Annotated in this window: 22 protein-coding genes and 1 riboswitch; of the genes, 8 read left to right on the plus strand and 14 right to left on the minus strand. The window is 68.4% G+C overall.

All coding sequences use genetic code 11. The features are described from left to right. Positions 1-166: 166 nt before the first annotated feature. From ribH to AC6CH0_RS10855, 5 genes are all read right to left on the minus strand, one after another. Positions 167-643, minus strand: coding sequence for a 6,7-dimethyl-8-ribityllumazine synthase (gene ribH, locus AC6CH0_RS10835; protein WP_498100568.1), 477 nt, complete (start codon positions 641-643; stop codon positions 167-169). Further along, on the minus strand, positions 640-1,944 hold the full coding sequence (gene ribA, locus AC6CH0_RS10840; RefSeq protein ID WP_498100570.1) for a GTP cyclohydrolase II: 1,305 nt from the start codon (positions 1,942-1,944) through the stop codon (positions 640-642). Before ribA ends, ribH begins: the two co-directional genes overlap by 4 nt. Then, entirely contained in the window at positions 1,941-2,642 is a 702-nt protein-coding gene (locus AC6CH0_RS10845) for a riboflavin synthase (RefSeq protein WP_498100572.1), read from the minus strand. Before AC6CH0_RS10845 ends, ribA begins: the two co-directional genes overlap by 4 nt. A gap of 1 nt (position 2,643) precedes the next feature. Then, the gene (ribD, locus tag AC6CH0_RS10850; protein ID WP_498100574.1) at positions 2,644-3,714 is read right to left on the minus strand and encodes a bifunctional diaminohydroxyphosphoribosylaminopyrimidine deaminase/5-amino-6-(5-phosphoribosylamino)uracil reductase RibD; all 1,071 of its coding nucleotides are present in this window, start codon (positions 3,712-3,714) and stop codon (positions 2,644-2,646) included. A gap of 87 nt (positions 3,715-3,801) precedes the next feature. Next, a riboswitch (FMN riboswitch) is annotated at positions 3,802-3,944 on the minus strand. Positions 3,945-3,981: 37 nt separating this feature from the next. Beyond that, entirely contained in the window at positions 3,982-4,989 is a 1,008-nt protein-coding gene (locus AC6CH0_RS10855; RefSeq protein WP_498100576.1) for a sugar-binding transcriptional regulator, read from the minus strand. Positions 4,990-5,110: 121 nt separating this feature from the next. Between AC6CH0_RS10855 and AC6CH0_RS10860 the strand changes: the two genes are divergently transcribed. The 3 genes from AC6CH0_RS10860 (at position 5,111) to glpK (ending at position 9,319) form a co-directional block, all read left to right on the plus strand. Further along, positions 5,111-6,859 (plus strand): glycerol-3-phosphate dehydrogenase/oxidase, encoded by a 1,749-nt coding sequence (locus AC6CH0_RS10860; RefSeq protein ID WP_498100578.1) that lies wholly within the window; start codon positions 5,111-5,113, stop codon positions 6,857-6,859. Positions 6,860-6,984: 125 nt separating this feature from the next. Then, positions 6,985-7,746, plus strand: a complete 762-nt coding sequence (locus AC6CH0_RS10865) for an MIP/aquaporin family protein (protein WP_498100580.1) — start codon at positions 6,985-6,987, stop codon at positions 7,744-7,746. Between the two features lie 58 nt (positions 7,747-7,804). Further along, positions 7,805-9,319 (plus strand): glycerol kinase GlpK, encoded by a 1,515-nt coding sequence (gene glpK / locus AC6CH0_RS10870; RefSeq protein ID WP_498100582.1) that lies wholly within the window; start codon positions 7,805-7,807, stop codon positions 9,317-9,319. A gap of 115 nt (positions 9,320-9,434) precedes the next feature. Here glpK and AC6CH0_RS10875 read toward each other — a convergent pair whose 3' ends face one another. The 5 genes from AC6CH0_RS10875 to AC6CH0_RS10895 are packed head-to-tail and all read right to left on the minus strand — an operon-like array spanning position 9,435 to position 13,943. Then, positions 9,435-10,202, minus strand: coding sequence for an HAD family hydrolase (locus AC6CH0_RS10875; RefSeq protein WP_498100584.1), 768 nt, complete (start codon positions 10,200-10,202; stop codon positions 9,435-9,437). Continuing rightward, a complete protein-coding gene (locus AC6CH0_RS10880; protein ID WP_498100586.1) occupies positions 10,199-10,774 on the minus strand; it encodes a GNAT family N-acetyltransferase in 576 nt (191 codons plus the stop codon). Before AC6CH0_RS10880 ends, AC6CH0_RS10875 begins: the two co-directional genes overlap by 4 nt. Before the next feature lies 1 nt (position 10,775). Further along, complete coding sequence (gene trpS, locus AC6CH0_RS10885; RefSeq protein WP_498100588.1) at positions 10,776-11,786, minus strand: tryptophan--tRNA ligase; 1,011 nt, start codon at positions 11,784-11,786, stop codon at positions 10,776-10,778. A gap of 33 nt (positions 11,787-11,819) precedes the next feature. Continuing rightward, positions 11,820-12,659: an exodeoxyribonuclease III gene (locus tag AC6CH0_RS10890; RefSeq protein ID WP_498100590.1), complete on the minus strand. Its 840-nt coding sequence runs from the start codon at positions 12,657-12,659 to the stop codon at positions 11,820-11,822. Positions 12,660-12,668: 9 nt separating this feature from the next. Next, positions 12,669-13,943 carry a YihY/virulence factor BrkB family protein gene (locus AC6CH0_RS10895; RefSeq protein ID WP_498100592.1) on the minus strand — a complete coding sequence of 425 codons (1,275 nt, stop codon included), beginning with the start codon at positions 13,941-13,943 and terminating at the stop codon, positions 12,669-12,671. A 201-nt stretch (positions 13,944-14,144) separates the two neighbouring features. On the opposite strand from AC6CH0_RS10895, the gene AC6CH0_RS10900 reads away from it, so the two are divergent. Together AC6CH0_RS10900 and AC6CH0_RS10905 are read left to right on the plus strand one after the other, a co-directional pair. Then, entirely contained in the window at positions 14,145-15,701 is a 1,557-nt protein-coding gene (locus tag AC6CH0_RS10900; RefSeq protein WP_498100594.1) for a DUF7927 domain-containing protein, read from the plus strand. Positions 15,702-16,340: 639 nt separating this feature from the next. Continuing rightward, positions 16,341-16,466, plus strand: a complete 126-nt coding sequence (locus AC6CH0_RS10905) for a hypothetical protein (protein WP_498100596.1) — start codon at positions 16,341-16,343, stop codon at positions 16,464-16,466. Positions 16,467-16,542: 76 nt separating this feature from the next. Here AC6CH0_RS10905 and AC6CH0_RS10910 read toward each other — a convergent pair whose 3' ends face one another. The 4 genes from AC6CH0_RS10910 to sdhC are packed head-to-tail and all read right to left on the minus strand — an operon-like array spanning position 16,543 to position 19,989. After that, positions 16,543-17,304, minus strand: coding sequence for a succinate dehydrogenase iron-sulfur subunit (locus tag AC6CH0_RS10910; RefSeq protein ID WP_498100598.1), 762 nt, complete (start codon positions 17,302-17,304; stop codon positions 16,543-16,545). A 1-nt stretch (position 17,305) separates the two neighbouring features. Continuing rightward, positions 17,306-19,114 (minus strand): succinate dehydrogenase flavoprotein subunit, encoded by a 1,809-nt coding sequence (gene sdhA / locus AC6CH0_RS10915; RefSeq protein WP_498100600.1) that lies wholly within the window; start codon positions 19,112-19,114, stop codon positions 17,306-17,308. A 7-nt stretch (positions 19,115-19,121) separates the two neighbouring features. Beyond that, a complete protein-coding gene (locus AC6CH0_RS10920) occupies positions 19,122-19,553 on the minus strand; it encodes a succinate dehydrogenase hydrophobic membrane anchor subunit (protein WP_498100602.1) in 432 nt (143 codons plus the stop codon). A gap of 13 nt (positions 19,554-19,566) precedes the next feature. Next, positions 19,567-19,989 carry a succinate dehydrogenase, cytochrome b556 subunit gene (gene sdhC, locus AC6CH0_RS10925; RefSeq protein ID WP_498100604.1) on the minus strand — a complete coding sequence of 141 codons (423 nt, stop codon included), beginning with the start codon at positions 19,987-19,989 and terminating at the stop codon, positions 19,567-19,569. 193 nt (positions 19,990-20,182) lie between these two features. Here sdhC and AC6CH0_RS10930 point away from each other — a divergent pair, with 193 nt between their 5' ends. The 3 genes from AC6CH0_RS10930 to AC6CH0_RS10940 all read left to right on the plus strand — a co-directional run bounded on the left by AC6CH0_RS10930 (position 20,183) and on the right by AC6CH0_RS10940 (position 23,659). Continuing rightward, the gene (locus AC6CH0_RS10930; RefSeq protein ID WP_498100606.1) at positions 20,183-21,301 is read left to right on the plus strand and encodes a mannose-1-phosphate guanylyltransferase; all 1,119 of its coding nucleotides are present in this window, start codon (positions 20,183-20,185) and stop codon (positions 21,299-21,301) included. Positions 21,302-21,326: 25 nt separating this feature from the next. Next, on the plus strand, positions 21,327-22,397 hold the full coding sequence (locus AC6CH0_RS10935; protein WP_498100608.1) for a BMP family lipoprotein: 1,071 nt from the start codon (positions 21,327-21,329) through the stop codon (positions 22,395-22,397). Positions 22,398-22,561: 164 nt separating this feature from the next. Then, entirely contained in the window at positions 22,562-23,659 is a 1,098-nt protein-coding gene (locus AC6CH0_RS10940; protein ID WP_498100610.1) for a BMP family lipoprotein, read from the plus strand. Positions 23,660-23,808 lie beyond the last annotated feature (149 nt).

Raw genomic sequence — 23,808 nt, forward strand, 5'->3', positions numbered from 1 at the left:
GCATCGCGTCGCTGCTCCTCCTGGCCGTCGTGGTGCTCATGGTCTGGAAGCCCTAGCCCAGGCCGTCGGTCGAGTGGCGAGCGCCAGCGAGCGTATCGAGATCTCGCACCGGGTCTCGATACGCTCCTTCGTCGCTACTCGACCGACGACAGCGACTTGTTCTTCGCTACTCGACCGACGACAGCGACTGCAGCACGCGCGCCGTCGCGATCGCGGCCTCGGCCGCCTCGCGGCCCTTGTCCTCCTTCGAGCCGGGCAGGCCGGCCCGGTCGAGGCCCTGCTGCTCGTCGTCGAGGGTGAGCACGCCGAACCCCACGGGCTTGCCGGTATCGAGCGCGACCCGCGTGAGCCCGTCGGTCGCCGCCGCCGAGACGTACTCGAAGTGCGGCGTGCCGCCGCGAATGATGACGCCGAGGGCCACCACTGCATCGGCACCCTCCTCGAGCGCCGCCTTCGCGACGACCGGCAGTTCGAAGCTGCCGGGCACGCGCACGAGCGTGAAATCTGCACCGGATGCCTCGAGCGTGCTGGTCGCACCCGCGATCAGGCCGTTCGTGATTTCGTCGTGCCAGCTGCCAGCGACGATGACGACCGTGAGCCCGCGTCCGTCGATGTCGAGGGTGGGGGATCCTGCTCCACTCATGATGGGTGTCCTTTCAGGAGGGTTTCGGCGGCGCCGTCGGTGAGTTGCTGGTCGTTGATCGCGTGCCCCATGCGCTGGCGTTTCGTGTCGAGGTAGCCGGTGTTGCCGACGCCGACGCCGACGACGAGCGGCAGGCGATCGGTCACGGTGATGCCGTGCGCCTCGAGCTGCCGCACCTTCTCAGGGTTGTTCGTGAGCAGGCGCACCCGCTCGATGCCGAGGTCGGTGAGGATCGCGGTCGCGGCACTGTAGTCGCGCGCGTCGATGGGCAGCCCGAGCGCGAGGTTCGCATCGAGCGTGTCGAGGCCGTCCTCCTGCAGCCGGTAGGCACGGAGCTTGTTGATGAGGCCGATGCCTCGGCCTTCGTGCCCGCGGAGGTAGACGACCACGCCGCCGTCGCGCTGGATCGTCTCGAGGGCGGCGTCGAGCTGGGGTCCGCACTCGCACTTCAGCGAGCCGAATGCCTCGCCGGTCAGGCATTCCGAATGCACCCGCACGATCGCGCCCTCGGCGACGGCTGCCGGGTCGCCGGCGATGATCGCGACGTGGTCGGCTCCCGTCGCCCGGTCGCGGTAAGCACGGACCCGGAATTCGCCGTGCTCGGTGGGCAGCGCGGTCTCGACCTCGAAGTCGACGGACGACGACTCGGGCACCGCTGACGAAGGTGCGGCTGCCGAAGGGCCGTCGCCCGGGTGACGCTGCTCGAGCCAGTCGACGAGTGCGGCGACGGTCGTCACCGGCAGGCCCTCGCGGTCGCCCAGTTCGATCAGGCCCGGCAGCCGCATCATCTCGCCGTCGTCGGCGACGATCTCGCCGATCACGCCGACGGGGGAGAGCCCGGCGAGCCGCATCAGGTCGACGGCCGCTTCGGTGTGCCCGGCGCGTTCGCGCACTCCGCCGTCGACCGCGCGCAGTGGTATGACGTGCCCGGGCCGGATGAGCCGATCGGGCGTGGCCGACGGATCGGCGAGCACACGCAGGGTGTGCGCCCGGTCGGAGGCCGAGATTCCCGTTGACGACCGATCCGCAGCGTCGACGGTGATCGTGTAGGCGGTGCCGCGCACGTCTTCGCTGCGCTCGGTCATGAGCGGCAGCGCGAGCCGGTCGGCGATCTCGTTGGGCATCGGCGCGCAGAGGTACCCGCTCGTGTGGCGCACCATCCAGGCGATCCACTCCTGCGTCGCGAACTCGGCCGCCATGATGGCGTCACCCTCGTTCTCGCGAGCCTCGTCGTCGGCGACGATGACCGGCTTGCCGGCGCGCAGCGCGTCGAGCACCTCGGGAATGGTGGCGAGGCTCATGCCGCACCTCCGTTGGTCGGCAGCGGTGACGGTGCCGGGGTCGCCTGGAATCCGATCACCGAGCTCGCGCGCTCGGCCGGTTCGTCGCGCCGACGCGCGTCGAACCGGAGCATCCGCTCGACCTGCCGGGCGAGGATGTCGGTCTCGATGTTCACTCGATCGCCGATCTCACGCGCGCCGAGCGTCGTCGCCGCGAGGGTCTCGGGAATGAGCGAGACCTCGAACCACGACCCGTCGGCTTCGTCGCCGACGGCGCTCACGGTGAGCGAGACCCCGTCGACCGCGATCGACCCCTTGTCGACGACGAGCGGCGCGTGTGCCGGGTCGAGCGAGAAGCGGATGACCCGCCACGCGTCGCCCGGGCGGATCTCGAGCACCTCGGCGGTGCCGTCGATGTGGCCCTGCACGATGTGCCCGCCGATGCGGTCGCCGACTCGGGCGGCACGTTCGAGATTGACCGCGAGCCCCTCGCGGGCGCCATCGAGCGTCGACATCTCGAGGGTCTGCGCCATCACGTCGGCCGTGAAGCCCTCGTCGTCGAAGGCGACGACGGTGAGGCAGACCCCGGACACCGCGATCGAGTCGCCGTGCTTGACCCCCTCCACGGCGAGCGGACCGCGCACCGTGAGGCGAGCTGCGTCGGCGGTGCGCTCGACGCGGGCGATGGTGCCGAGCTCCTCGATGATTCCGGTGAACATGTCAGTTCCTCTCAGGGGCGGTGGTCGAGACGCGCGGAGCGTGCCTCGAGACCGGGCGGGCGACGATCAGCAGGTCGTCGCCGAGTCGTTCGATGGTGGCGATGTCGAGGCGGAGCGCCTCGTCGATCGAGGCGACGCCGAGCTCGCCGAGGGCGAGACGGGGGCCGCCGATGAGGGCGGGCGCGAGATACACGAGTACCTCGTCGACCAGGTCTGCGGCGATGAAGGCGCTCGCGAGCGTGGGGCCGCCCTCGATGAAGAGCGAGCGGATGCCCCGGTGCGCGAGTTCCGCGAGATCGGCGGGGAGGTCGGTGCCGTCGAAGAACAGGGGTGCGTGCGGGTGACGGGTGATCGCGGCATCCGTCGGCACTTCGCGCCGGCCGAAGACCACGGGCACCGGCTGTGCTTCGAGGGGCTCGCCGCCGGAAGCGCGCGCCGTGAGCGAGGGATCGTCGGCGAGGACGGTTCCGGTACCGACCGCGATCGCATCGGCGACGGCACGCCGTCGGTGCACGTCGGCGCGAGCCTCGGGTCCGGTGATCCACTGGCTCGTGCCGTCGGCCGCTGCGGCGCGGCCGTCGAGGCTCGCCGCCCACTTGACGGTGATGCGCGGCCGGCGACGGCGAGCGGCGAAGATCCAGTCGTCGAGCATCGCCCCCACCTCGTCGGCGAGCACGCCGGCGGCCACCTCGACACCGGCCGCGCGAAGGCGATCGGCACCACCCGAGGAGTGATCGCCTGGGTCGGCGACGGCGTAGACGACGCGACCGATGCCGGCTTCGATGAGCGCCACCGCGCAGGGCCCGGTGTGCCCGATGTGGTTGCACGGCTCGAGGGTGACGACGGCCGTCGCCCCGAGCGCGGAGCCGGGCGCGAGCTTCGAGAGGGCATCGACCTCGGCGTGGGCCGTGCCGACCCCGCGATGCCAGCCCTCGGCGATCACGTCGCCCGTCGGCGAGAGGATCACGCAGCCGACCCGCGGGTTCACGCCGCGAGACGGGCCGCGGTCGGCGAGCTCGAGCGCACGGCGCATCGCCGCGACATCCGTCGCCCTGGGGTGGCCCGCACTCATCCGTTGTCCTGTCTCAAGGCTCCGGGGTGCGCGGCGTCGTCGACGACGTCGACGAATCCTGCTGCCGGCGGCGCACAGCGCTGCCGACACGTGCGCCTCCCATCCGGACTTTCACCGTCGGTACCGGAATTCCACCGGTTCGACCGCGGGTGCGGAGCCTCTCGGCCTCGCACTCGCAGTTCGCGGACTGTCACCGCCGGTTCGGACTTACACCGACCCCGGAGCACGTTTCTGTGTCGATTCTAGATCAACGCGTCCGACGGCCGGCTATTCCCCGTCGCTCGAAGTCTCGACGAGCGCGCGCGCGGTCCCCTCGTCGACGATGAGGTCGGTGATGAGCCCGGCTGCGAGTGCACCGCGCAGGCTCGCGAGTTTCGCGCGTCCCGAGACGACGCAGATGCGGCGGGGTGCGCGGCGAAGTACCGCGAAGTCGGGGCCGGTGGCGCGTTCGTTCACGGCGATGCCGTCGGTCGAGCCGTCGGCGCGGTAGAAGACGGTCGCGACGTCGCCGACCGCGCCGTCGCGGGAGAGTGCCTCGTAGTCGGCGCGTTCGAGGTAGCCGCCCTGGTAGACGTGGCTCGGCACCTCGGCGAAGGGGGAGCCGACGCCGAAGAGTGCGACATCCATGCGTTCCTGCACCTCGAGGAGGCGGCGCGTGCTGCGCTCGCGCCAGAATGCTCGGCGGGTCTCGGGGTCGTCGAAGAACGCGGGTACCGGGAACTGTTGCACGCGCGCGCCGAAGGCATCGCCGAAGCGGCGCAGCAGTTCGCTCGCGTAGACGATGCCGGTGGTGCGGCCGTTGCCGGCCCCGTTGAGCTGCACGATCTCGGAGTTGTGGACGGCTTTCGGCACGAGGTGCCGGCTCATGGCACTCATCGTCGAGCCCCACGCGACGCCGATGGTCTGGTTCGAGTCGACGAAGCGGCCGAGAATTCGTGCAGCCGAGAGGGCGACGCGGTCGAGCCGGTCGACGTCGCTCGCGTGGTCGGGCACGGGGATCACATGGGCTCCGACCTCGAATCGCTCGAGGATCTCGTGCTCGATGCGACTCGGCAGGTCGAGCGGGGAGTGGATGGAGATCTCGACGAGGCCACTGGCGCGCGCATGGCTGAGCAGGCGCGAGACCGAGGATCGTGAGGTGTGCAGTTCGTGCGCGATGGCATCCATCGTGAGGTCCTGCATGTAGTACAGGTGCGCTGCCCGCAACGCGTCGCGGGTCTTGCCGGGCACCGCTTCGGTGCCGTCGGCGACGGGGTCGGTGTGCTGCTCGATCATCCTGGTCATCCTTGCACGTTTGTTCACTCGGCTTGCAAGTTCGTTCCGCCGTGTTCACGATGTATTCATCCACACCCGGCATGCTCGACGCAAGCCGCCGTTCCACATCGAGAGGACAGCGATGTCTCCGCAGCAGACGATCCCGAACCAGCCACGCCCCCACTCGAGTGGCGAGCGAGCGGATGTCGCGGCGATCCGCGCCCGGCCGCAGGCCGCCGTGCTCGTGATCGGCGCCGGCATCAACGGCATCGCGACGTTCCGCGACCTCGCCCTCCAGGGCGTCGACGTCGTGCTCGTCGAACGCGGCGACTTCGTCTCCGGGGCCTCCTCGGCGTCGTCGCACATGATCCACGGCGGCATCCGCTACCTCGAAAACGGCGAGTTCCGACTCGTGAAGGAATCCGTGACCGAGCGCAACGCGCTCATCCGCATCGCGCCGCACTACGTGAAGCCGCTCGAGACCACCGTGCCGATCTTCTCCACCTTCTCGGGCATACTCTCCGCGCCGCTGCGCTTCCTCACGCACAAGGCAGGCAAGCCCACCGAGCGCGGTGCCGCGCTGATCAAGACCGGCCTGACGATCTACGACGCGTTCTCGCGAGACGGCGGCTCGGTGCCGCGGCACCGCTTCCACGGTCGCACGCGTTCGCTCGCCGAGCTGCCCGCACTGAACCCCGGCGTGAAGTACACGGCGACCTACTACGACGCGAGCATGCACGACCCCGAGCGGCTCGCTCTCGATGTGCTCTTCGACGGTCTCGCGGCGGGCGGGCATGCACGCGCAGCCAACTACCTCGAAGCCGTCGGCATGGGCGAGCACGGCGTGCGCCTTCGCGACACCCTCACGGGCGTGGAGTTCGACGTCGCCGCCGACGTCGTCGTCAACACCTCTGGGCCGTGGACCGATCTGACCAACGAGGGCCTCGGCCGGCCGACCGCGTTCATGGGCGGCACGAAGGGCTCGCACATCGTGCTCGACAACGACGAGCTGCTCGCCGCGACCGGCGGACGCGAGATCTTCTTCGAGCACGAAGACGGACGCATCGTGCTGATCTACCCGCTGAAGGGCAAGGTCATGGTCGGCACGACCGACCTCGAACACGACATGCGCGAGCCAGCCGTCTGCACCGAGGAGGAGGTCGACTACTTCTTCGAGCTCATCGCGCACGTTTTCCCAGCCGTCTCCGTCGACCGTTCGCAGATCGTCTACCGCTTCTCGGGCGTGCGACCGCTGCCGCGTCACGACGACGAGACACCCGGCTTCGTCTCTCGCGACTACCGCATCGAGCGAGCGGATGTCCCAGAACGACCGGGCACGACCCTGCTGAGCCTCGTCGGCGGCAAGTGGACCACATTCCGAGCGCTCGCCGAGCACTTCTCGAACGAGGTGCTCGCACTGCTCGGCCGCGATCGCACCCGTTCGACCGTCGGCCTCGCGATCGGCGGCGGCGACGGGTACCCGACCACGGACTCCGCCCGTCGGGTCTGGACGGCCACCCACGGCGACGAGGTCGGCCGCCTCCGCGCCGAGGAACTGCTCGAGCGCTACGGCACCCGCGCCGAAGCGTTCATCGCCTCGATCGAGGGCGAGCAGGACGAGCCCCTCGCGCACCACGTGGGATACAGCCGTCGCGAGATCGCCTGGCTCGTCGGCGCCGAGCGGGTCGTGCACCTGACCGACGTGGTGCTGCGACGCACGAGTATCGCCTTCACCGGTGCGCTGACGGCGCCGCTCCTCGACGAGCTCGCCGAGATCGTCGGCACCGAGCTCGGGTGGGACTTCGAGCGCCGAGCCGTCGAGACGGCCACGACGCGCGAGCTGCTCGCCGAGCGGCACGGCGTCGAGCTCGAGGCATCCGTTCTGGGCTGATCGAGGAGCGAGCGCCGGCGGCGCAAAACTGCACGCATGTGCACTCGAAAACGCCGCGTCGAGGTGCTGACCCTCGATACCGTTCTTCGGGGCCACTGCCCCAGTCATCCTGAAAGAAGGTCAATGTGGACAATCTCGGTCTCGTCTTCCTCTCCGAAGTCGTCGGCACGGCGATGCTCGTGCTCCTCGGCTGCGGCGTCGTCGCCAACGTGGCGCTCGCCAAGACGAAGGGCTTCAACGGCGGATTCCTCATGGTGACGTTCGGCTGGGGCCTCGCGGTCTTCGCCGGTGTCATCGTCTCGTACGCCTCCGGCGCGCACCTGAACCCCGCCGTCACGGTCGGTCTCGTCGCCAACGGCGCCGAGGAGTTCGGTTCCGGTGTTCCGGTCACCCCCGTGTCAGTGCTCACGTACATCGGTGCGCAGCTGCTCGGCGCGTTCCTCGGCGCGGTCGCCTGCTGGCTCGCCTACAAGCAGCACTTCGACGCAGAGCCCGAAGCCGGCAACAAGCTCGGCGTGTTCTCGACCGGTCCGGCCATCCGCAGTTACGGCTGGAACCTCGTCACCGAGTTCATCGGCACCTTCGTGCTGGTCTTCGTGGTGATCGGCTTCGGCGGCGGCCGTCAGGGCGACGGTGGCCTTGCAGCACTCGGTGCATTGCCCGTGGCGCTCCTCGTGATCGTGATCGGCACCTCGCTCGGTGGCCCGACCGGCTACGCGATCAACCCGGCTCGCGACCTCGGCCCGCGCATCGCGCACTTCCTGCTGCCCATCAAGGGCAAGGGCGGCAGCGACTGGTCGTACTCCTGGGTGCCGGTCGTCGGCCCCCTGCTCGGCGGCCTTGCGGCCGGTTGGGCGGCGATCCCGCTCCTGCCGATCCTCGGCTGAGCCCGCGGCATCCGCTCTCTTCATCATCGTTCATCACTGACAGCAACGGAGTTCTCAGATGGCTGACTACATTCTCGCGATCGATCAGGGCACGACCTCATCGCGTGCGATCGTCTTCGACAAGGCCGGGTCGATCGTCTCGACCGGGCAGCTCGAGCACGAGCAGATCTTCCCGAAGGCCGGTTGGGTCGAGCACGACCCGGCCGAGATCTGGCGCAACACCGGCGAGGTGATCGGTCAGGCGCTCGGCAAGGCGAACCTGACCCGGCACGACATCGCGGCGGTGGGCATCACGAACCAGCGCGAGACCGCGGTGGTGTGGGACAAGAACACCGGTGAACCGGTGTACAACGCGATCGTCTGGCAGGACACCCGCACGCAGTCGATCGTCGACCGGCTCGCAGCGGATGGCGGGGTCGAGCGGTTCAAGGCCAAGGTCGGGCTTCCGCTCGCGACGTACTTCTCGGGCACGAAGATCGTGTGGATCCTCGAGAACGTCGATGGCGCACGCGAGAAGGCCGAGGCCGGTGACCTGCTGTTCGGCACGACCGACAGCTGGGTGCTCTGGAACCTGACCGGCGGCGTCGAGGGCGGCGTGCACGCGACGGATGTCACGAACGCGAGCCGCACGATGTTCATGGACCTCGAGACCCTCGCCTGGGACGACGAGATCCTCGCCGCGTTCGGCGTGCCGAAGTCGATGCTGCCCGAGATCCGCTCCTCCTCCGAGGTGTACGGCATGGCGAACGAGCACTCCCTGCTGCGTGAGACCCCGATCGCGGGCATCCTCGGCGACCAGCAGGCCGCGACGTTCGGCCAGGCGGCCTTCGAGACGGGCGAGGCGAAGAACACCTATGGCACGGGCAACTTCCTGATCTTCAACACCGGTGAAGAGATCGTGCACTCCAAGAACGGGCTGCTCACGACCGTCGGCTACAAGCTCGGCGAGCAGTCGGTGCACTACGCGCTCGAGGGCTCGATCGCGGTCACCGGTTCGCTCATCCAGTGGCTGCGCGACAACCTCGGGCTGATTTCCTCGGCCGCCGATGTCGAAGCGCTTGCCGCGACGGTGGACGACAACGGCGGTGCGTACTTCGTGCCGGCGTTCTCGGGCCTGTTCGCGCCGTACTGGCGCCCCGACGCTCGCGGCGCACTGGTGGGCCTCACCCGCTACGTCAACAAGGGCCACATCGCCCGCGCGGCTCTCGAGGCCATCGCCTTCCAGACGCGCGACGTCATCGAAGCGGTGAATGCCGACGCCGGTGTCGACCTCACCGAGTTGCGTGTCGACGGCGGCGCCACTGCCAATGACACCCTGCTGCAGTTCCAGGCCGACATCCTCGGCGTGCCGGTCGTTCGACCGGTCGTCGCGGAGACGACCGCGCTCGGCGCCGCGTACGCCGCGGGCCTCGCGGTCGGCTTCTGGTCGAGCCTCGACGAGCTGCGGGCGAACTGGCAGGAGGACAAGCGCTGGACTCCGTCGATGGACGAGACCGAGCGTGCACGCCTCGACCGCAACTGGAAGAAGGCCGTGACGAAGACCCTCGACTGGGTCGACGCCGACGTCGTCTGACACCGGATCGTCATCGACTCCTGCCGGCACGTTACGGTGGGATTGCGGGCCGGGCGCATGGGGGTGCGTCCGGCCCATCTCTCGTTTCGGCCGGTGCCTGCGCCGGTGCCGGTTGTCAGCGGCCGAGACGTGCTGCGAGCAGCATCGGCAACTCCGTGAGCGACGCGATCTCGAGGACGGCGGCGGCAGCGGCTCCCGTCTCGGTCGACGTCTCGGCCGCAGCGATGCCGTGGCGATTGAGCCAGACGCCGATGAGTCCGGCGCGGGCGGCGCCGACGGCATCGGTGACGAACCGGTCGCCGATGTACGCCGCCCCGCTCACGGGTGCGTCGGCGGCGAACCGCTCGAGGGCGATGCGGAAGATCTCGGGGGCGGGTTTCGTGAAGCCGACGTCGCCCGAGGCGATGACGTGTGCGAACCGACCGCGAATACCGAGGCGCTCGAGCTTCGCGAGCTGGAAGTCGAGTTCGCCGTTCGTGATGATGCCGAACCGCACTCCGGGCACAGCCGCGGCGATGGCATCGAGCGCAGACAGGGCGTCGTCGTGCAGCGACCACGAGGCGCGGTACTGCTCGAAGTAGCGATCGAACCATGCGCCCGCGGCGAGATCGTCGAGATGCTCGCCGTGGGCGAGCGCGAAGTCGCGAGCCCGTGCCCGTCGTTGGCCCTCGAAGGTCAATCGGCCGGCGAGGTACGAGTGGTAGTGCTCCTCTTCGAGCTCGTGCCAGAGCGTCGATGCCTCGACGACATCGCCACTGTATGCCAGTTCATGCATGTGGAGGTGGATGCCGGTCCGTACCGCCGCGCGGTGCGCCATGAGCGTGTCGTCGAGGTCGAACAGCACGACCGGGGAGGCCGATGGCACCAGGCTCGGGACGCTCACGCCGCACCTCCGAGAATGGACTCCCAGGTCGAGTACGCGTCGTCGCCGATGACGGCATCGCGCTGCGCGTGCCACGCGGGAAGCACTCGCCCGTTCCGACCGGGCACGGTCGCGATTCGAGGTGTCGTGCGCCGGAATCCCGCAGCGCGAGCGACGTGCGCCGAGGCGAGATTGCCTTCGTTGGCCCGCCAGAGTATCGAACCGGCGTCAGGTACCGCTCCACTCAGCGCCCATTCGCAGACCGCGGTCACGGCCTCGGCCATGAAACCCGAGCCGCGATGCTCGGCCCCGAGCCAATAGCCGATCTCATTGCCGCGCCGCAGCCCGATGATGCCGAGGGCAGGTGCTGCTTCGTCTTGTCGAATCGCCCAGCTGAGCTCGTCGCCCGACGCCCATGCTTCGGGAACATACTCCATGAGGAATACTCTGGCATGCTCTGGGGTGTACGGCCATGGTGTGGTGAGGTATCGGTAGAAGAGCGGGTCGGCGCAGTAGCGCGCCACGCCCTCGATGTCGCCCTCGGACGGAAGGTCGAGCACGAGTCGTGATGTGCGCAACGTGACCGGGCGCATGTCAGCTCCGGCGCACGAACCCGACACGGTCGTAGACCGCGCGAAGTACCGTTTCGGCGCGTTCGCTCGCGCGCTCGGCACCGATCGCGAGCAGACGATCGAGCTCGGCCGGGTCGTCGAGCAGCTCCAGCGTGCGAGTCCGAATCGGCGCCAGGCGTTCGACGACGACCTCGGCGAGATCCTTCTTCAGATCGCCGTACCCGCGGCCGGCGTACCGGGTCTCGAGCGCATCGATGCTGTCGCCGCTGATCGCGGCGTAGATGTCGAGCAGGTTCGAGATGCCGGGCTTCGCGGCCGGGTCATGACGAATCTCGCGCTCGGTGTCGGTGACCGCACTGCGGAATTTCTTCGCCGTGACCGCGGGGTCGTCCATGAGCTTGACGAGGCCGGCTTCGGACGCCGCGGACTTCGACATCTTCGCGGTCGGTACCTGCAGATCGTAGATTCGCGCCGATTCCTTGGGAATGAGTGCCTCGGGCACGACGAAGGTGTCGCCGTATCGGGCGTTGAAGCGCCCGGCGAGGTCGCGCGTCAGTTCGAGATGCTGTCGTTGGTCGTCGCCGACTGGCACGAGTTCGGTGCCGTAGAGCAGGATGTCGGCGGCCATCAGCACCGGGTAGGTGAAGAGCCCGACCGTCGTGGCGTCGGACCCGTGCCGTGCCGACTTGTCTTTGAACTGCGTCATGCGGCCGGCCTCGCCGAACCCGGTCATCGTGCCGAGCACCCACGCGAGCTCAGCGTGCGCCGGCACGTGCGACTGCACGAAGAGCGTCGAGCGATCGAGGTCGACACCTGACGCGAGGTACTGCGCGGCAGTGCGCCGCACGTTCTCGCGCAGTGCAGCCGGGTCTTGCTGCACGGTGATCGCGTGCAGGTCGACGACGCAGTAGATGGGGTCGTAGTGGTCTTGCAGCGCAACCCAGTTGACGAGAGCGCCCAGGTAGTTGCCGAGGTGCAGGGAGTCGCTCGACGGCTGCATGCCGGAGAAGACGACGGGGCGGGTGGTGTTCATGGAGAGTGGATCCTCAGGAGAGAGTCGTGCAGGTCAGATGGCGTAGTCGACGACCACGGGCGCGTGGTCGGACCATCGCGTGTCCCACGCATCGGCGCGATCGATGGTGTACGACACGGCCGTCGCGGCGAGCGCCGGTGTTGCGAGCTGGTAGTCGATGCGCCATCCGGTGTCGGTGTCGAACGCCTTGCCGCGCTGCGACCACCAGGTATACGGGCCGTCGACTTCACCGGCGAAGCGGCGGCCCAGGTCGATCCAGCCGAATCCGGCACCCGCGTTGTACCCGTCATCGCCCTCTGCGCCGACGAAGCGGTCGAAATACGCACGCTCTTCGGGCAAGAAGCCCGCGCGCTTCACATTGCCCTTCCAATTCTTGATATCGAGTGTGCGGTGACCGACGTTCAAGTCGCCGACGATGACCGCGAGCTCGGACTGGGCTGCCAGCTTCGGCATGCGCTCGGCCATGGCATCGAGGAACTTGAACTTCTCGACCTGCTTGGGCGTGCCGGCCTCACCCGAGTGCACGTAGGCGGAGACGACGGTCACCACCCGATCGCCGACCTCGTAGTCGGCCTCGAGCCAGCGACCGGCGCTGTCGAAATCGGTCGCACCGAGCTCGACGCGGTGGATGCTCGCCCGGTTGCGGCTCGCGATCGCGACGCCGGCACGGCCCTTCGCGGTGGCGGGGTCGTGCAGGATGTCCCATTCTTCGCCGAGGAGCCCCTGCAGGTCTTCGGTGGAGGCACGCACCTCTTGCAATGCGAGGATGTCGACGTCACGTGAAGCAAGCCACTCGCCCATGCCCTTGCGGAATGCGGCACGCACTCCGTTGACGTTGACGCTGGCGAGACGGAGGGGCTTCGCAGAGGGCATGGATCGATCCTACGGGAGCCCTCCGACGTTACGAGGCCCCGCCGACGGCAGCGCGGGCGGCTCCAGTTCGGCGAGCTCCTGCTCAGCCCGGGCGAGTCGGCGACGCGCGGCGAAACGCTCGATCCAATTCGCCGTGTCGAGCTCGTGCCGGGCAGTGCGCACGCGAACCCGTGCCGCCGTGGCGAGGGCGCGCTGCTCCTGTTCGCGCTGCTCGATCGCGAGTTGCTCCGGTGTGACCAGGCGCAGACTCTCGTGCGCGTCGGAGGCCTCCACTGCGATCCAGCTCGCCGCGACGAGGATCACGATGCTCGCGAGGCGGAACCACAGCAGCAGCGCGATGAAGACCGTGAACGTGGCGAGGAGCGGGTTGGTGGTCACGCTCGAGACGAGCCAGCCGCCGAGCATCTGGAGTACCGAGAGTCCGGCGGAACCGAGAAGCGAGCCGACCCACATGCGTCGCCACGGCATGGCAGCGCCCGAGAGGAAACGGAACATCACCGCGAGCGCGAGGGTATCGAGCACGAACACGACGAGGAGCGCACCGAATCGCACGAAGACGCCCGACCAGCCGCCCCCGTCGGGCAGCGCGAAGAGGCTGAACAGCCAGCCGAAGAACGACGTCGCCACGACGGAGAGGACGGCTGCGATGGCGAGGACCGCTCCGAACGCGAATCCCACGAGGGCGTCTCTGGCCTTCAGCAGCGCGTAGGCGCGAGCGTCCTTCGGCAGCCCGAAGATGCTGCGCACCGCCATGCGCGCGTAGGTGATCCAGCCGATCGCGGTCCAGATGAGACCGGCGAGCGCGACGGCTCCGGTCCACCCGAACAGGCTGGTGCTCGTGTTGGCGATCGCGGTGAGCTCGTCGGTGGGGATGACGCCATCAGGGCCGATGAGCCCCGGCGCGTAGGTGTTCAAGAGGCCGATGAACGCGTCGAGCGTCTCACTGTTTCCGGTGAGCCAGAGTCCGCCGACGGCGAAGACGACGTAGACCGCTGCGAAGATGGCGAACAACGCCTGGTAGCTCATGCCGGACGACAGGATGAAGCCGTTGCGGTCGAGGAAGTGCCGCCAGACCCGCACCGGGAAGAGCGCGAGGGTCTTCTGCGTGATCACGGTGACCTTGCTGATCGGCTCCTCGAGTCGAACGCGAATCGGCCGGCTCATCGCCTCGAAGCGTTCCTTCGCCACCGAGGCGTGATCGTCGAGCCCCAGGGGGTCGCGCCCAGCGCGCTCGTCGAACGTCCGGCCCGGCTCCGGTGTGGGCTTCGAACCCCGCTCGCTCACGCTCCAACCCTAGCCACGACCCGGTCCGTTGCACGGCACGGACGGCCTGGATTCGCACTTCCGGACGCTGGGCGGCATGCACCGCTTTCGGGGGGCATTTCATGAGAAATGCTTGTTTTTAAGAGGTGGTCGGCGCACACTGGCGACACCCGAACCCGACCCGTTTACCCGAGCCGGCTCCCACCCGAACCTGGAGCTGTCATGACCCGTTTCAGCACTGTCCTGCCTGCCCACCCGCGCACCCAGCGCCGCTCGCTTTCAGCGCGCGGCCGCATGGGCCCCACTGCGGTGATCGTCGCCGTCGCAATGGTCGTCTTCGGCGCACCTGCGATGGCCGCCGCCGACGATGCGCTTCCGCCACCGGAGGCCGTCGTCGAAGTCGCGGTCGAGGCCCCTGCGGCCGAGCCCGTCGCTCCTGAGCCCGAGCCGGTCGTCGAGCCCGAGCCCGCCCCAGAGCCTGAGCCCGAGCCGGCCCCTGAGCCCGAGCCCGCCCCAGAGCCCGTCGTCGAGCCGGTCGTCGAGCTCGAGTCCGCGGTCGAACCGGATCCGGCGGCCGACGTCGTCGATCCCGCCGCTGCTGCCGCTCCCGAGATGGTCCAAGTGCTGGATCATGGCGGGCCACCGGTACAGGTGCCCGAGTGGAACGATCACGTCGACATCTGTCACGCGACGAGCAGCGCGAGCAACCCGTACGTCTCGATCAGCCCGAGCGTGCGATCGATCATCGATCCGAACGGCGACCCCAACGATCCGGACGACCCGACGCACGCGCACTCCGAGCATCAGGACGGTCGGGACATCATCCCCGCGTTCCACTACCTCGACAGCGAGGGTGTCGAGCAGTTCTTCCCGGGCTTGAACCTCGATCTCCTGCCGATCTTCGAGAACGACTGCGACCTGCTCGACCCGAGCCTCTCGCTGAGCTTCGTTCCGTGCCCCGTTTTCGGGGGCCCGGTGCCGGCGCTCGATGTCGTGCTCGGCGACCTCTTCCCCGGAGCGGACTACGAACTGCGCGTCTTCGAGGCGGGCACTGACACCGAGGTCGGCATGCACTCGTTCACCGCGACGAGCGCCGACTTCGAATGGTCGTTCGGTGTTCCAGCGCCAGGGGAGTACGACGTCACCCTGCACCGCGTCGGCACCGAGGCATCCGAGGATGTCAGTGGAACGATCGAGATTCTGCCGTGCCCGCCGCCCGTACCCGGCTGGGAGCTCATGAAGAGCTCCGACCCGGCTGACGGGGCGACGGTCGAAGCCGGTGCCGTGATCACCTACTACCTCGACGCTGAGAACACGTCGTTGGCGATCGTCGAGGGCGCACAGGCGTTCGACGACCTGACCGACGTGCTCGACAACGGGACGCTCGTCAGCTTCGGACCCGGCCTGAGTCTGGCCGGGAACGTGTTGACGTGGGCGGTGCCGACCCTCCTGCCGGGAGAGTCCGCGCAGACCTGGTACACCGTGCAGGTCGACGCCGACGCGCATGGGCAGCTGCTGCACAATGTGGTCGCGCCGTCAACGGGCGGAGAGTGCCCGCCGTTGGCTGAGGGCGACAACGGACCGTGCGTCGTCGATCACCCCGTGAAGCCGGTCGTGCCGGTCGTGCCGGTGACACCGGCAGGCACCACGACGACCCCCGCCAAGGTTCTGGCGGCGACGGGAACCGAGACGGCCGCGCTGCTGCCGCTCACGCTCCTCGTCCTGCTGCTCGGAGCAGCGGGGGTCGGACTCGGCCGACGTTCGCGCAGGGAGGTGTGACGGCGCCGTACCCGACGGCGACACCATCCTGAGGCCGAATCGCGGATGCCGCGGCTCACGAGAGCCGCGGCATCCGCGCGCCCGACGGGTCGAGTCATGGCGGTTCGAATTGCCGTTTCACCCCTGTTCTGGTGTCGTCTCGAGTCTTCCTCGCGTTGGTGTGCGGTGGGAGGATGACGACGAGTCCGATTACCCGCGGACTCGGGCCCGCAGTACCCGGCGGGTCGAGTACAGCCAGGAGCGATGTCTCATCGTTCCATCACCCGAAGGCTGATGATGATCGCCAAGCGCTTGCGTACCCGAGACACCGACCCGGCGCTCGAAATCACGAGCATGGCGCCTGCACGTTCGACGCGCGAGACGGAAGCTGTCCAGCACCGTCGCCGCCGTCGCCCTGCTCGCGTCGGGAGGTGTGGTTGCGGCGGTCTTCGCACCGGCCGCCCCTGCGCAGGCGGCAAGCGCTTGGCGACATCATCACCGGCATCGTCACTGCGCAGGAGAGCTGGGACGCGGGCACGGGCCCGCACCGGTGGTTCCGCCTCTGAGATCGTCACCGTCGACGGCCGTCCGCAGACGATCTTCGCCGCCTACTGGAATGCCGTGCCCCCCGGATTCACGCCGCCGAACCCTCCGCCCGCGATGGCGAGAACGGGCATCGACTCGGCGCCGCTCCCCTGGGGAGCACTCGGACTCGTGCTCGTCGGTGGTGTGCTCTTCGGGGCGTACCTGATCCGCCGTGGGCGGATCGGCGGCGAGGACGAGTAGCGCCTCCCCCCGGGGCGCGCGCGAACGGGGCCGGGTCATCATGACCCCTGGCCCCGTTCGTGTTGTTCGAGCGTCGCTACGGCTTGCCGCGCATGACGGCCTGCTTGACTTCGGCGATGGCCTTGGTCACCTCGATGCCGCGGGGGCACGCCTCGGTGCAGTTGAAGGTCGTGCGGCAGCGCCACACGCCCTCTTTGTCGTTGAGGATGTCGAGGCGCGTCTGGGCGCCCTCGTCGCGCGAGTCGAAGATGAAGCGGTGGGCGTTGACGATCGCCGCCGGGCCGAAGTACTGGCCATCGGTCCAGAACACCGGGCACGACGAGGTGCACGCCGCGCAGAGGATGCACTTCGTGGTGTCGTCGAAGATGGCGCGTTCGGCGACCGACTGCACCCGCTCCTTGCCCGCCACGGGTGCCGAGCCCGCGATCAGGAAGGGCTGCACCTCGCGGTAGCTCGCGAAGAACGGCTCCATGTCGACGATCAGGTCCTTCTCGAGCGGCAGGCCCTTGATGGCCTCCACGTAGATGGGCTTGGAGATGTCGAGGTCTTTGATGAGCGTCTTGCAGGCGAGGCGGTTGCGTCCGTTGATGCGCATCGCGTCGGAGCCGCAGATGCCGTGCGCGCACGAGCGGCGGAAGGTGAGGGAGCCGTCCTGCTCCCACTTGATCTTGTGCAGGGCGTCGAGCACTCGGTCGGTCGCGTACATCTCGACGTCGAAGTCCTGCCAGCGCGGCTCGGTGTCGACGTCGGGGTCGAAGCGGCGGATCAGGAAGGTCACCGTGAAGGACTGGATGGCCGCCTCAGCGGCGGGCGGCTGCTCGAGCGTTGCAGTGCTCACGTCAGTACTTCCTCTCCATCGGCTGGTAACGGGTGATCGTGACCGGTTTCCAGTCGAGCCGGATGTGGTCGTCGGCGAGCGAGGAGTGCGCGTCACCCGAAAGGTAAGCCATCGTGTGCTGCATGTAGTTCTCGTCGTCGCGCTTCGGGTAGTCGTCGCGCATGTGGCCGCCACGGCTCTCTTTGCGGTTGCGTGCGGAGAAGACGACGACCTCGGCGAGATCGAGCAGGAAGCCCAGCTCGACAGCCTCGAGCAGGTCGGTGTTGAAACGCTTGCCCTTGTCGTGCACCGCGACGTTCCGGTAGCGGTCGCGCAGACCCGCGATGACCTTCGTCACGTGCTCGAGCGACTCGTCGGTGCGGAACACCTGCGCGTTCTTGTCCATCTCGTCTTGCAGTTCTTTGCGGATCGCGGCGATGCGCTCGGTGCCGTTCGAGTCGCGCAGCTGCTCGAGCATGCTCCGCACCGCTGCGGCAGGATCGCTCGGCAGGGGCGTGAAGTCGACCGACTGCACGTACTCGACCGCGTTGCGGCCGGCGCGCTTGCCGAAGACGTTGATGTCGAGCAGCGAGTTCGTGCCGAGCCGGTTGGAGCCGTGCACCGAGACGCAGGCGCACTCGCCGGCGGCGTAGAGTCCGGGCACGACCGTGTCGTTGTCGGAGAGCACTTCGGCGGCGACGTTCGTCGGGATGCCGCCCATCGCGTAGTGGGCGGTCGGCATGACGGGCACGGGCTCGTAGACGGGGTCGACACCGAGGTAGGTGCGTGCGAACTCGGTGATGTCGGGCAGCTTCGTCTCGAGCACCTCGGCGCCGAGGTGCGTGCAGTCGAGCAGCACGTAGTCCTTGTGCGGGCCGGCGCCGCGACCCTCGGCGACCTCTTGCACCATGCAGCGCGCGACGATGTCGCGCGGCGCGAGGTCTTTGATGGTCGGCGCATAGCGTTCCATGAAGCGCTCGCCGCTCGCGTTGCGGAGGATCGCGCCCTCTCCGCGGGCGCCCTCGGTGAGGAGGATGCCGAGCCCGGCGAGGCCGGTCGGGTGGAACTGGAAGAACTCCATGTCTTCGAGGGGCAAGCCCTTGCGCCAGATGATGCCGACGCCGTCGCCTGTGAGGGTGTGCGCATTCGAGGTGGTCTTGTAGATCTTGCCGAAGCCACCGGTCGCGAAGATCACGGCCTTGGCCTGGAAGACGTGCAGTTCACCCGAGGCGAGGTCGTAGGCGACGACGCCCGAGGGCTGCTGCTTCCCGTCGACCTCGGTCATCACGAGGTCGAGCACGTAGAACTCGTTGAAGAAGTTGATGCCGAGTCGAACGCAGTTCTGGAACAGCGTCTGCAGGATCATGTGACCCGTGCGGTCGGCCGCGTAACAGGCACGGCGAACGGGTGCCTTGCCGTGGTCGCGGGTGTGGCCGCCGAAGCGCCGCTGGTCGATCTTGCCCTCTGGCGTGCGATTGAACGGCAGGCCCATGTTCTCGAGGTCGATGACCGCGTCGATCGCCTCTTTCGCGAGGATCTCGGCGGCGTCCTGATCGACGAGGTAGTCACCGCCCTTGACGGTGTCGAAGGTGTGCCACTCCCAGCTGTCCTCCTCGACGTTCGCGAGGGCCGCAGCCATTCCGCCCTGCGCCGCCCCCGTGTGGGAGCGCGTCGGGTAGAGCTTCGAGATGACCGCGGTCTTGGCGCCGGGGCCGGCCTCGATCGCCGCGCGCATGCCGGCGCCACCGGCGCCGACGATCACGATGTCGAACTGGTGGTAATGGACGCCGTCGATGACCGTGGTCTCGGCGTCGGCGTTCTGGGGGTTCACGGATCTCCTATGCGGCGCAGAACGAGGGAAGCAGGTCGGAGGGCGCGCCCACCGGGCACGGCTCGAAGGTGAAGACGACGAGGGTGCCGAGGACGATGAGCACCGCGGCAGCCGCGAACAGGGCGCCCTTCAGCACCTTCTGCACGCCACCGGGGTTGGTGTAGTCGTTGACGATGGTGCGCATGCCGTTGGCGCCGTGGATGAGGGCGAGCCAGAGCATCAGCACGTCCCACCACTGCCAGAACGGGTCGGCCCACTTGCCGCCGACGAAGCCGAAGTCGATGGCCTTGACGCCCTCGCCGACCATGAGGTTCACGAACAGGTGGCCGAAGATGAGCACGATCAGCACGACGCCCGACGCGCGCATGTAGATCCAGCCCCACTTCTCGAGGTTGAGGCCGCGTCGGCGCGGACGATCGGGGAATTCCATGGCAGTCATGTCCGGCGCCTCCCTAGTGGCTGAAGACGTTGATGAGGTGGCGCGGCACGAAGGCCAGCATCGTCACGACCCACAGCCCGATGACGATGTAGAACAGCACCTTCTGGTGGCGGGTCGCCCACGACCAGAAGTCGACGAGGATGACGCGCAGGCCGTTGAAGGCGTGGAAGACGATCGCTCCGACCAGGGCCACCTCGCCGAGGCCCATGATGGGCGTCTGGTAGGTGCCGATGACCGCGTTGTAGGCCTCTGGGCTCACTCGCACGAGTGCCGTGTCGAGGATGTGCACGAGGAGGAAGAAGAAGATCGCGACACCCGTGATGCGGTGCAGCACCCATGACCACATTCCCTCACGGCCGCGGTACAGCGTGCCACCAGGCTTCTGTCTCGCCGGCTTCGCGGGTGCGGTCAGGGTTCCTGCCGAGGTCTCTGGCATGAACAACCCTCCCTGGCTGTGTGAATCGCCCCGGAGATGCAGGGCTCGACGGGCACACGGCCCGATTCGAGTGTAGACCCGCGGCCCCGCCGGGCGCCGCTAAGGCCTGCCTAACTCTCTCGACGTCGAGAGATCGAATGCCGCGGCATCCGCCCTCGATTTGGCGGTCAGTCGCTCCGGTTACGCTGTGCTGATGGACGTATCCCCGATCGACGGCTTCTACACCGTCATCCCCGCAGGCGGCGTGGGCTCCCGACTCTGGCCGCTTTCTCGCGCGGACGCGCCGAAGTTCCTGCACGACCTCACCGGTTCGGGCCAGACACTGCTCAAAGACACCTGGGACCGCCTCGCCCCGCTGTCGGGCGACGACCGCATCATGGTCGTCACCGGCCGGGCGCACCGCGCCGCGGTCGAGGCGCAGCTGCCGGGGTTGGCCGACCACAATGTCGTGCTCGAGAGCGAGCCGCGCGACTCCACCGCGGCGATCGGCCTCGCCGCAGCGATCCTCGAGCGTCGCGAGCCGGGGGTCGTGGTCGGCTCCTTCGCGGCCGACCACGTGATCTCCGGCACCGCGCTCTTCCGTGCGGCCGTCGTCGATGCGGTCGCGGCGGCCCGCGCCGGGTACATCGCGACGATCGGCATCACCCCGACCGAACCCGCCGTCGGCTTCGGCTACATCGAGTGCGGCGCGCCCCTCGGCATCGAAGGCGCTGCACACGCCGAAGCGGTCGCGAGCTTCGTCGAGAAGCCCGACCTCGCGACGGCGAAGCGCTACCTCGCGGGTGGCAAGCACCTCTGGAACGCCGGCATGTTCATCGCGCGCGCCGATGCGCTGCTCGCCGAGATCGCCCGCACGAAGCCCGAGCTGCACGCCGGACTCGTCGAGCTCGCCGCGGCGTGGGACGACCCCGACACGCGAGGCCCGGCGGTCGATCGCATCTGGCCGAAGCTCGAGAAGATCGCGATCGACTATTCGGTGGCGGAGCCGGCAGCGGCAGCCGGCCGCCTCGCCGTCATCCGCGGCCACTTCGCGTGGGACGACGTCGGCGACTTCGCGTCGCTCGCCAAGCTGAACACGGCCGGCCGCTCTGGTGAGCTCGCGATCCTCGGTGAGAACGCCCGCGTGCTCTCCGACGCGTCGAGCGGCATCGTGGTGAGCCGCTCGAAGCGGGTCATCAGCCTCATCGGCGTGCACGATATCGTCGTGGTCGACACGCCCGACGCGCTCCTCGTCACGACGAGCGAGCACGCCCAGCGAGTGAAAGCGGTCGTCGACGCCCTCCGGCTCGGCGGTTCGAACGACGTGCTCTGAACGAGCACGAGGAAGCAGGTTCCGGATGTCCCTGAGTCGACGCATCATCGCCGCCGCTGCAACGATCGCCGCAACTCTGGCGCTCGCCTCGTGCGCGCCTGCACCCGACGCCGGCGACGAGGGCGCCGCCGACGAGGCCTGCGTCCGCATGGTCACGAATTCGGGCGGCCTCGAGGACCGATCCTTCAACCAGTCGAGCTGGGAGGGCCTGCAGGCGGCCGAAGACGAGTTCCCGGTCTCGGCGGAGGCGATCGTCTCGACCGGCGAGACCGACCTCGCCCCCAATGTGCAGCAGGCCGTGGACTCGGGCTGCGAGCTCGTCGTGACCGTCGGATGGGAACTGGCCGAGCCCACGCTCGACCAGGCGGCGAAGCATCCCGACATCGACTTCGCGATCGTCGACGAGACCGTCGACGCCGACAACGTCAAGCCCGTCGTCTTCGACACGGCACAGGCCGCGTACCTCGCCGGATATCTCGCCGCCGGGGTCTCGAAGACCGGCGTGGTCGCCACCTTCGGCGGCGGCAACCAGCCTCCCGTGACCCTCTTCATGGACGGGTTCGTCGACGGCGTCGCCAAGTACAACGAGGTGCACGGCACCCAGGTGCGCGCACTCGGCTGGGACAAGGCGGCGCAGGACGGCGCATTCACCGGCGACTTCGAAGATGTCAACAAGGGCAAGACGCTGACCGAGAGCTTCATCGATCAGGGCGCCGACGTGATCCTCCCGGTCGCAGGCCAGGTCGGCGAGGGTTCGGCGGCCGCCGCGCTCGAGCGCGGCGGCGTGTCGGTCATCTGGGTCGACAGCGATGGCTTCGAGTCGCTCGCGGCCGAGTACAGACCCGTCATCCTGACGAGCGTGCTGAAGAACACGCAAGACGCGATGGTCGAGATCGTCGGCTCCGTGCTCGACGATTCCTTCACGAACGAGCCGTTCGTCGGCACGCTCGAGAACGGCGGGGTCGAGATCGCCGACTATCACGATCTCGCGTCGCTCGTCTCGCCGGGTCTCGATGGCGAGATCGAGGGGCTGCGCCAGGCGATCATCGCAGGCGAGATCGTCGTCGAGTCGCCGAGTGCCCCTGAGCGTCGCTGATCGCCCCCGTTCGCGGGGCTTCCGTGCTGCTCATATGAGCAGAACATCGCGTCTTGATAACCATTGCATGTCGCCGACCCCTCGGCCGTCGCGCTCGACGCAACATTCGGTAACGTGACTGCACGAGCCTCGGATCGGTCGGGGCGCAGTCTTTGGAGGACACAGTGAAGGTCACGACCAGGAAGGCCGCTCTCGGCGGCCTCGCGATGTTCGGCGCAGCCGTTCTGCTCGCCGGTTGCGCAGCGGCTCCCGAGGAGACCGACAACGGCGCCGATGGGGGAGCCGGCAGCGACTTCCTTCCCTGCATGGTGTCCGACGCGGGCGGTTTCGACGACAAGTCGTTCAACCAGTCCGGCTTCGAGGGCGCCACGGCAGCTGCGGAGGAGCTCGGTGTCGAGCTGGTCGACGTGCAGTCCGACGCAGAGACCGACTACGCCCCCAACCTGACCAGCCTCGTCGACCAGGGCTGCGCCCTGATCGTCACGGTCGGTTTCGCCCTCGCTGCTGCGGCGGGCGAGTCGGCTGAGGCGAACCCCGACATCAACTACGTGTCGATCGACGACACGGTCGACCTCGACTTCGACGGCACGACCGACTTCGAGAACATCAAGCCGATCATCTTCGACACCGCGCAGGCGGCATTCCTCGCCGGCTATGCGGCGGCGGCGTACTCGAAGACGGGCATCGTCGGCACCTTCGGCGGCATGAACTTCCCGACGGTCTCCATCTTCATGGACGGCTTCAAGCAGGGCGTCGAATACCACAACACCGAGAAGGGCACGAACGTGCAGGTTCTCGGCTGGGACGGCACCGACGGCCTCTTCACGGGCGGCTTCGAGGCGAACGACACCGCGCGCCAGACAGCACAGAGCCTCATCGACCAGAACGTCGACGTGCTGCTGCCCGTCGGCGGCCCGATCTACCAGTCGGCTGCGGCGGCCATCCGCGATTCCGGTCGTGAGATCGCCATGCTCGGCGTCGACGCCGACCTCACCGAGACCGACCCGTCGGTCGCGGACCTGATCCTCACCTCGATCCTGAAGGGCATCTCGGTCGGAACAGAGGAGGCGGTTCTCGCGGCGGGCAACGGCGAGTTCGACAACACCCCGTTCATCGGAACGCTCGAGAACGACGGCGTCGGCATCGCGCCGTTCCACGACTTCGAGTCGAAGGTTCCGGCGGAACTCCAGGGCGAACTCGACGCGCTGAAAGATGCGATCATCGCCGGCGACGTCGAGGTCACGTCCTACCTCGCCGAGTAGCACCACCACGCGAGTCGGGGAGGTCGGCGCACGCCGGCCTCCCCGCTCTGCGTCAGTACGCGCATGAGCGCACATCGAACAACATCTGAGCACGGTGCATCCGGCGCTCGCAACTTTCGTGCGGCATCACCAACGGATGCAGCCAAATC

This window comes from Agromyces sp. GQ35, from assembly GCF_059758475.1.

Bases quoted from the DNA above. Each gene is read 5' to 3' on its own strand.
- sdhC (WP_498100604.1), bottom strand. From the start codon at position 19,989: ATGCCAGAGACCTCGGCAGGAACCCTGACCGCACCCGCGAAGCCGGCG.
- AC6CH0_RS10920 (WP_498100602.1), bottom strand. From the start codon at position 19,553: ATGACTGCCATGGAATTCCCCGATCGTCCGCGCCGACGCGGCCTCAAC.
- trpS (WP_498100588.1), bottom strand. From the start codon at position 11,786: ATGAACACCACCCGCCCCGTCGTCTTCTCCGGCATGCAGCCGTCGAGC.
- glpK (WP_498100582.1), top strand. From the start codon at position 7,805: ATGGCTGACTACATTCTCGCGATCGATCAGGGCACGACCTCATCGCGT.
- ribH (WP_498100568.1), bottom strand. From the start codon at position 643: ATGAGTGGAGCAGGATCCCCCACCCTCGACATCGACGGACGCGGGCTC.
- AC6CH0_RS10930 (WP_498100606.1), top strand. From the start codon at position 20,183: ATGGACGTATCCCCGATCGACGGCTTCTACACCGTCATCCCCGCAGGC.
- AC6CH0_RS10905 (WP_498100596.1), top strand. From the start codon at position 16,341: ATGGCGAGAACGGGCATCGACTCGGCGCCGCTCCCCTGGGGAGCACTC.
- ribD (WP_498100574.1), bottom strand. From the start codon at position 3,714: ATGAGTGCGGGCCACCCCAGGGCGACGGATGTCGCGGCGATGCGCCGT.
- AC6CH0_RS10845 (WP_498100572.1), bottom strand. From the start codon at position 2,642: ATGTTCACCGGAATCATCGAGGAGCTCGGCACCATCGCCCGCGTCGAG.
- AC6CH0_RS10855 (WP_498100576.1), bottom strand. From the start codon at position 4,989: ATGATCGAGCAGCACACCGACCCCGTCGCCGACGGCACCGAAGCGGTG.
- AC6CH0_RS10935 (WP_498100608.1), top strand. From the start codon at position 21,327: ATGTCCCTGAGTCGACGCATCATCGCCGCCGCTGCAACGATCGCCGCA.
- AC6CH0_RS10880 (WP_498100586.1), bottom strand. From the start codon at position 10,774: ATGCGCCCGGTCACGTTGCGCACATCACGACTCGTGCTCGACCTTCCG.
- AC6CH0_RS10890 (WP_498100590.1), bottom strand. From the start codon at position 12,659: ATGCCCTCTGCGAAGCCCCTCCGTCTCGCCAGCGTCAACGTCAACGGA.
- AC6CH0_RS10860 (WP_498100578.1), top strand. From the start codon at position 5,111: ATGTCTCCGCAGCAGACGATCCCGAACCAGCCACGCCCCCACTCGAGT.
- AC6CH0_RS10900 (WP_498100594.1), top strand. From the start codon at position 14,145: ATGACCCGTTTCAGCACTGTCCTGCCTGCCCACCCGCGCACCCAGCGC.
- ribA (WP_498100570.1), bottom strand. From the start codon at position 1,944: ATGAGCCTCGCCACCATTCCCGAGGTGCTCGACGCGCTGCGCGCCGGC.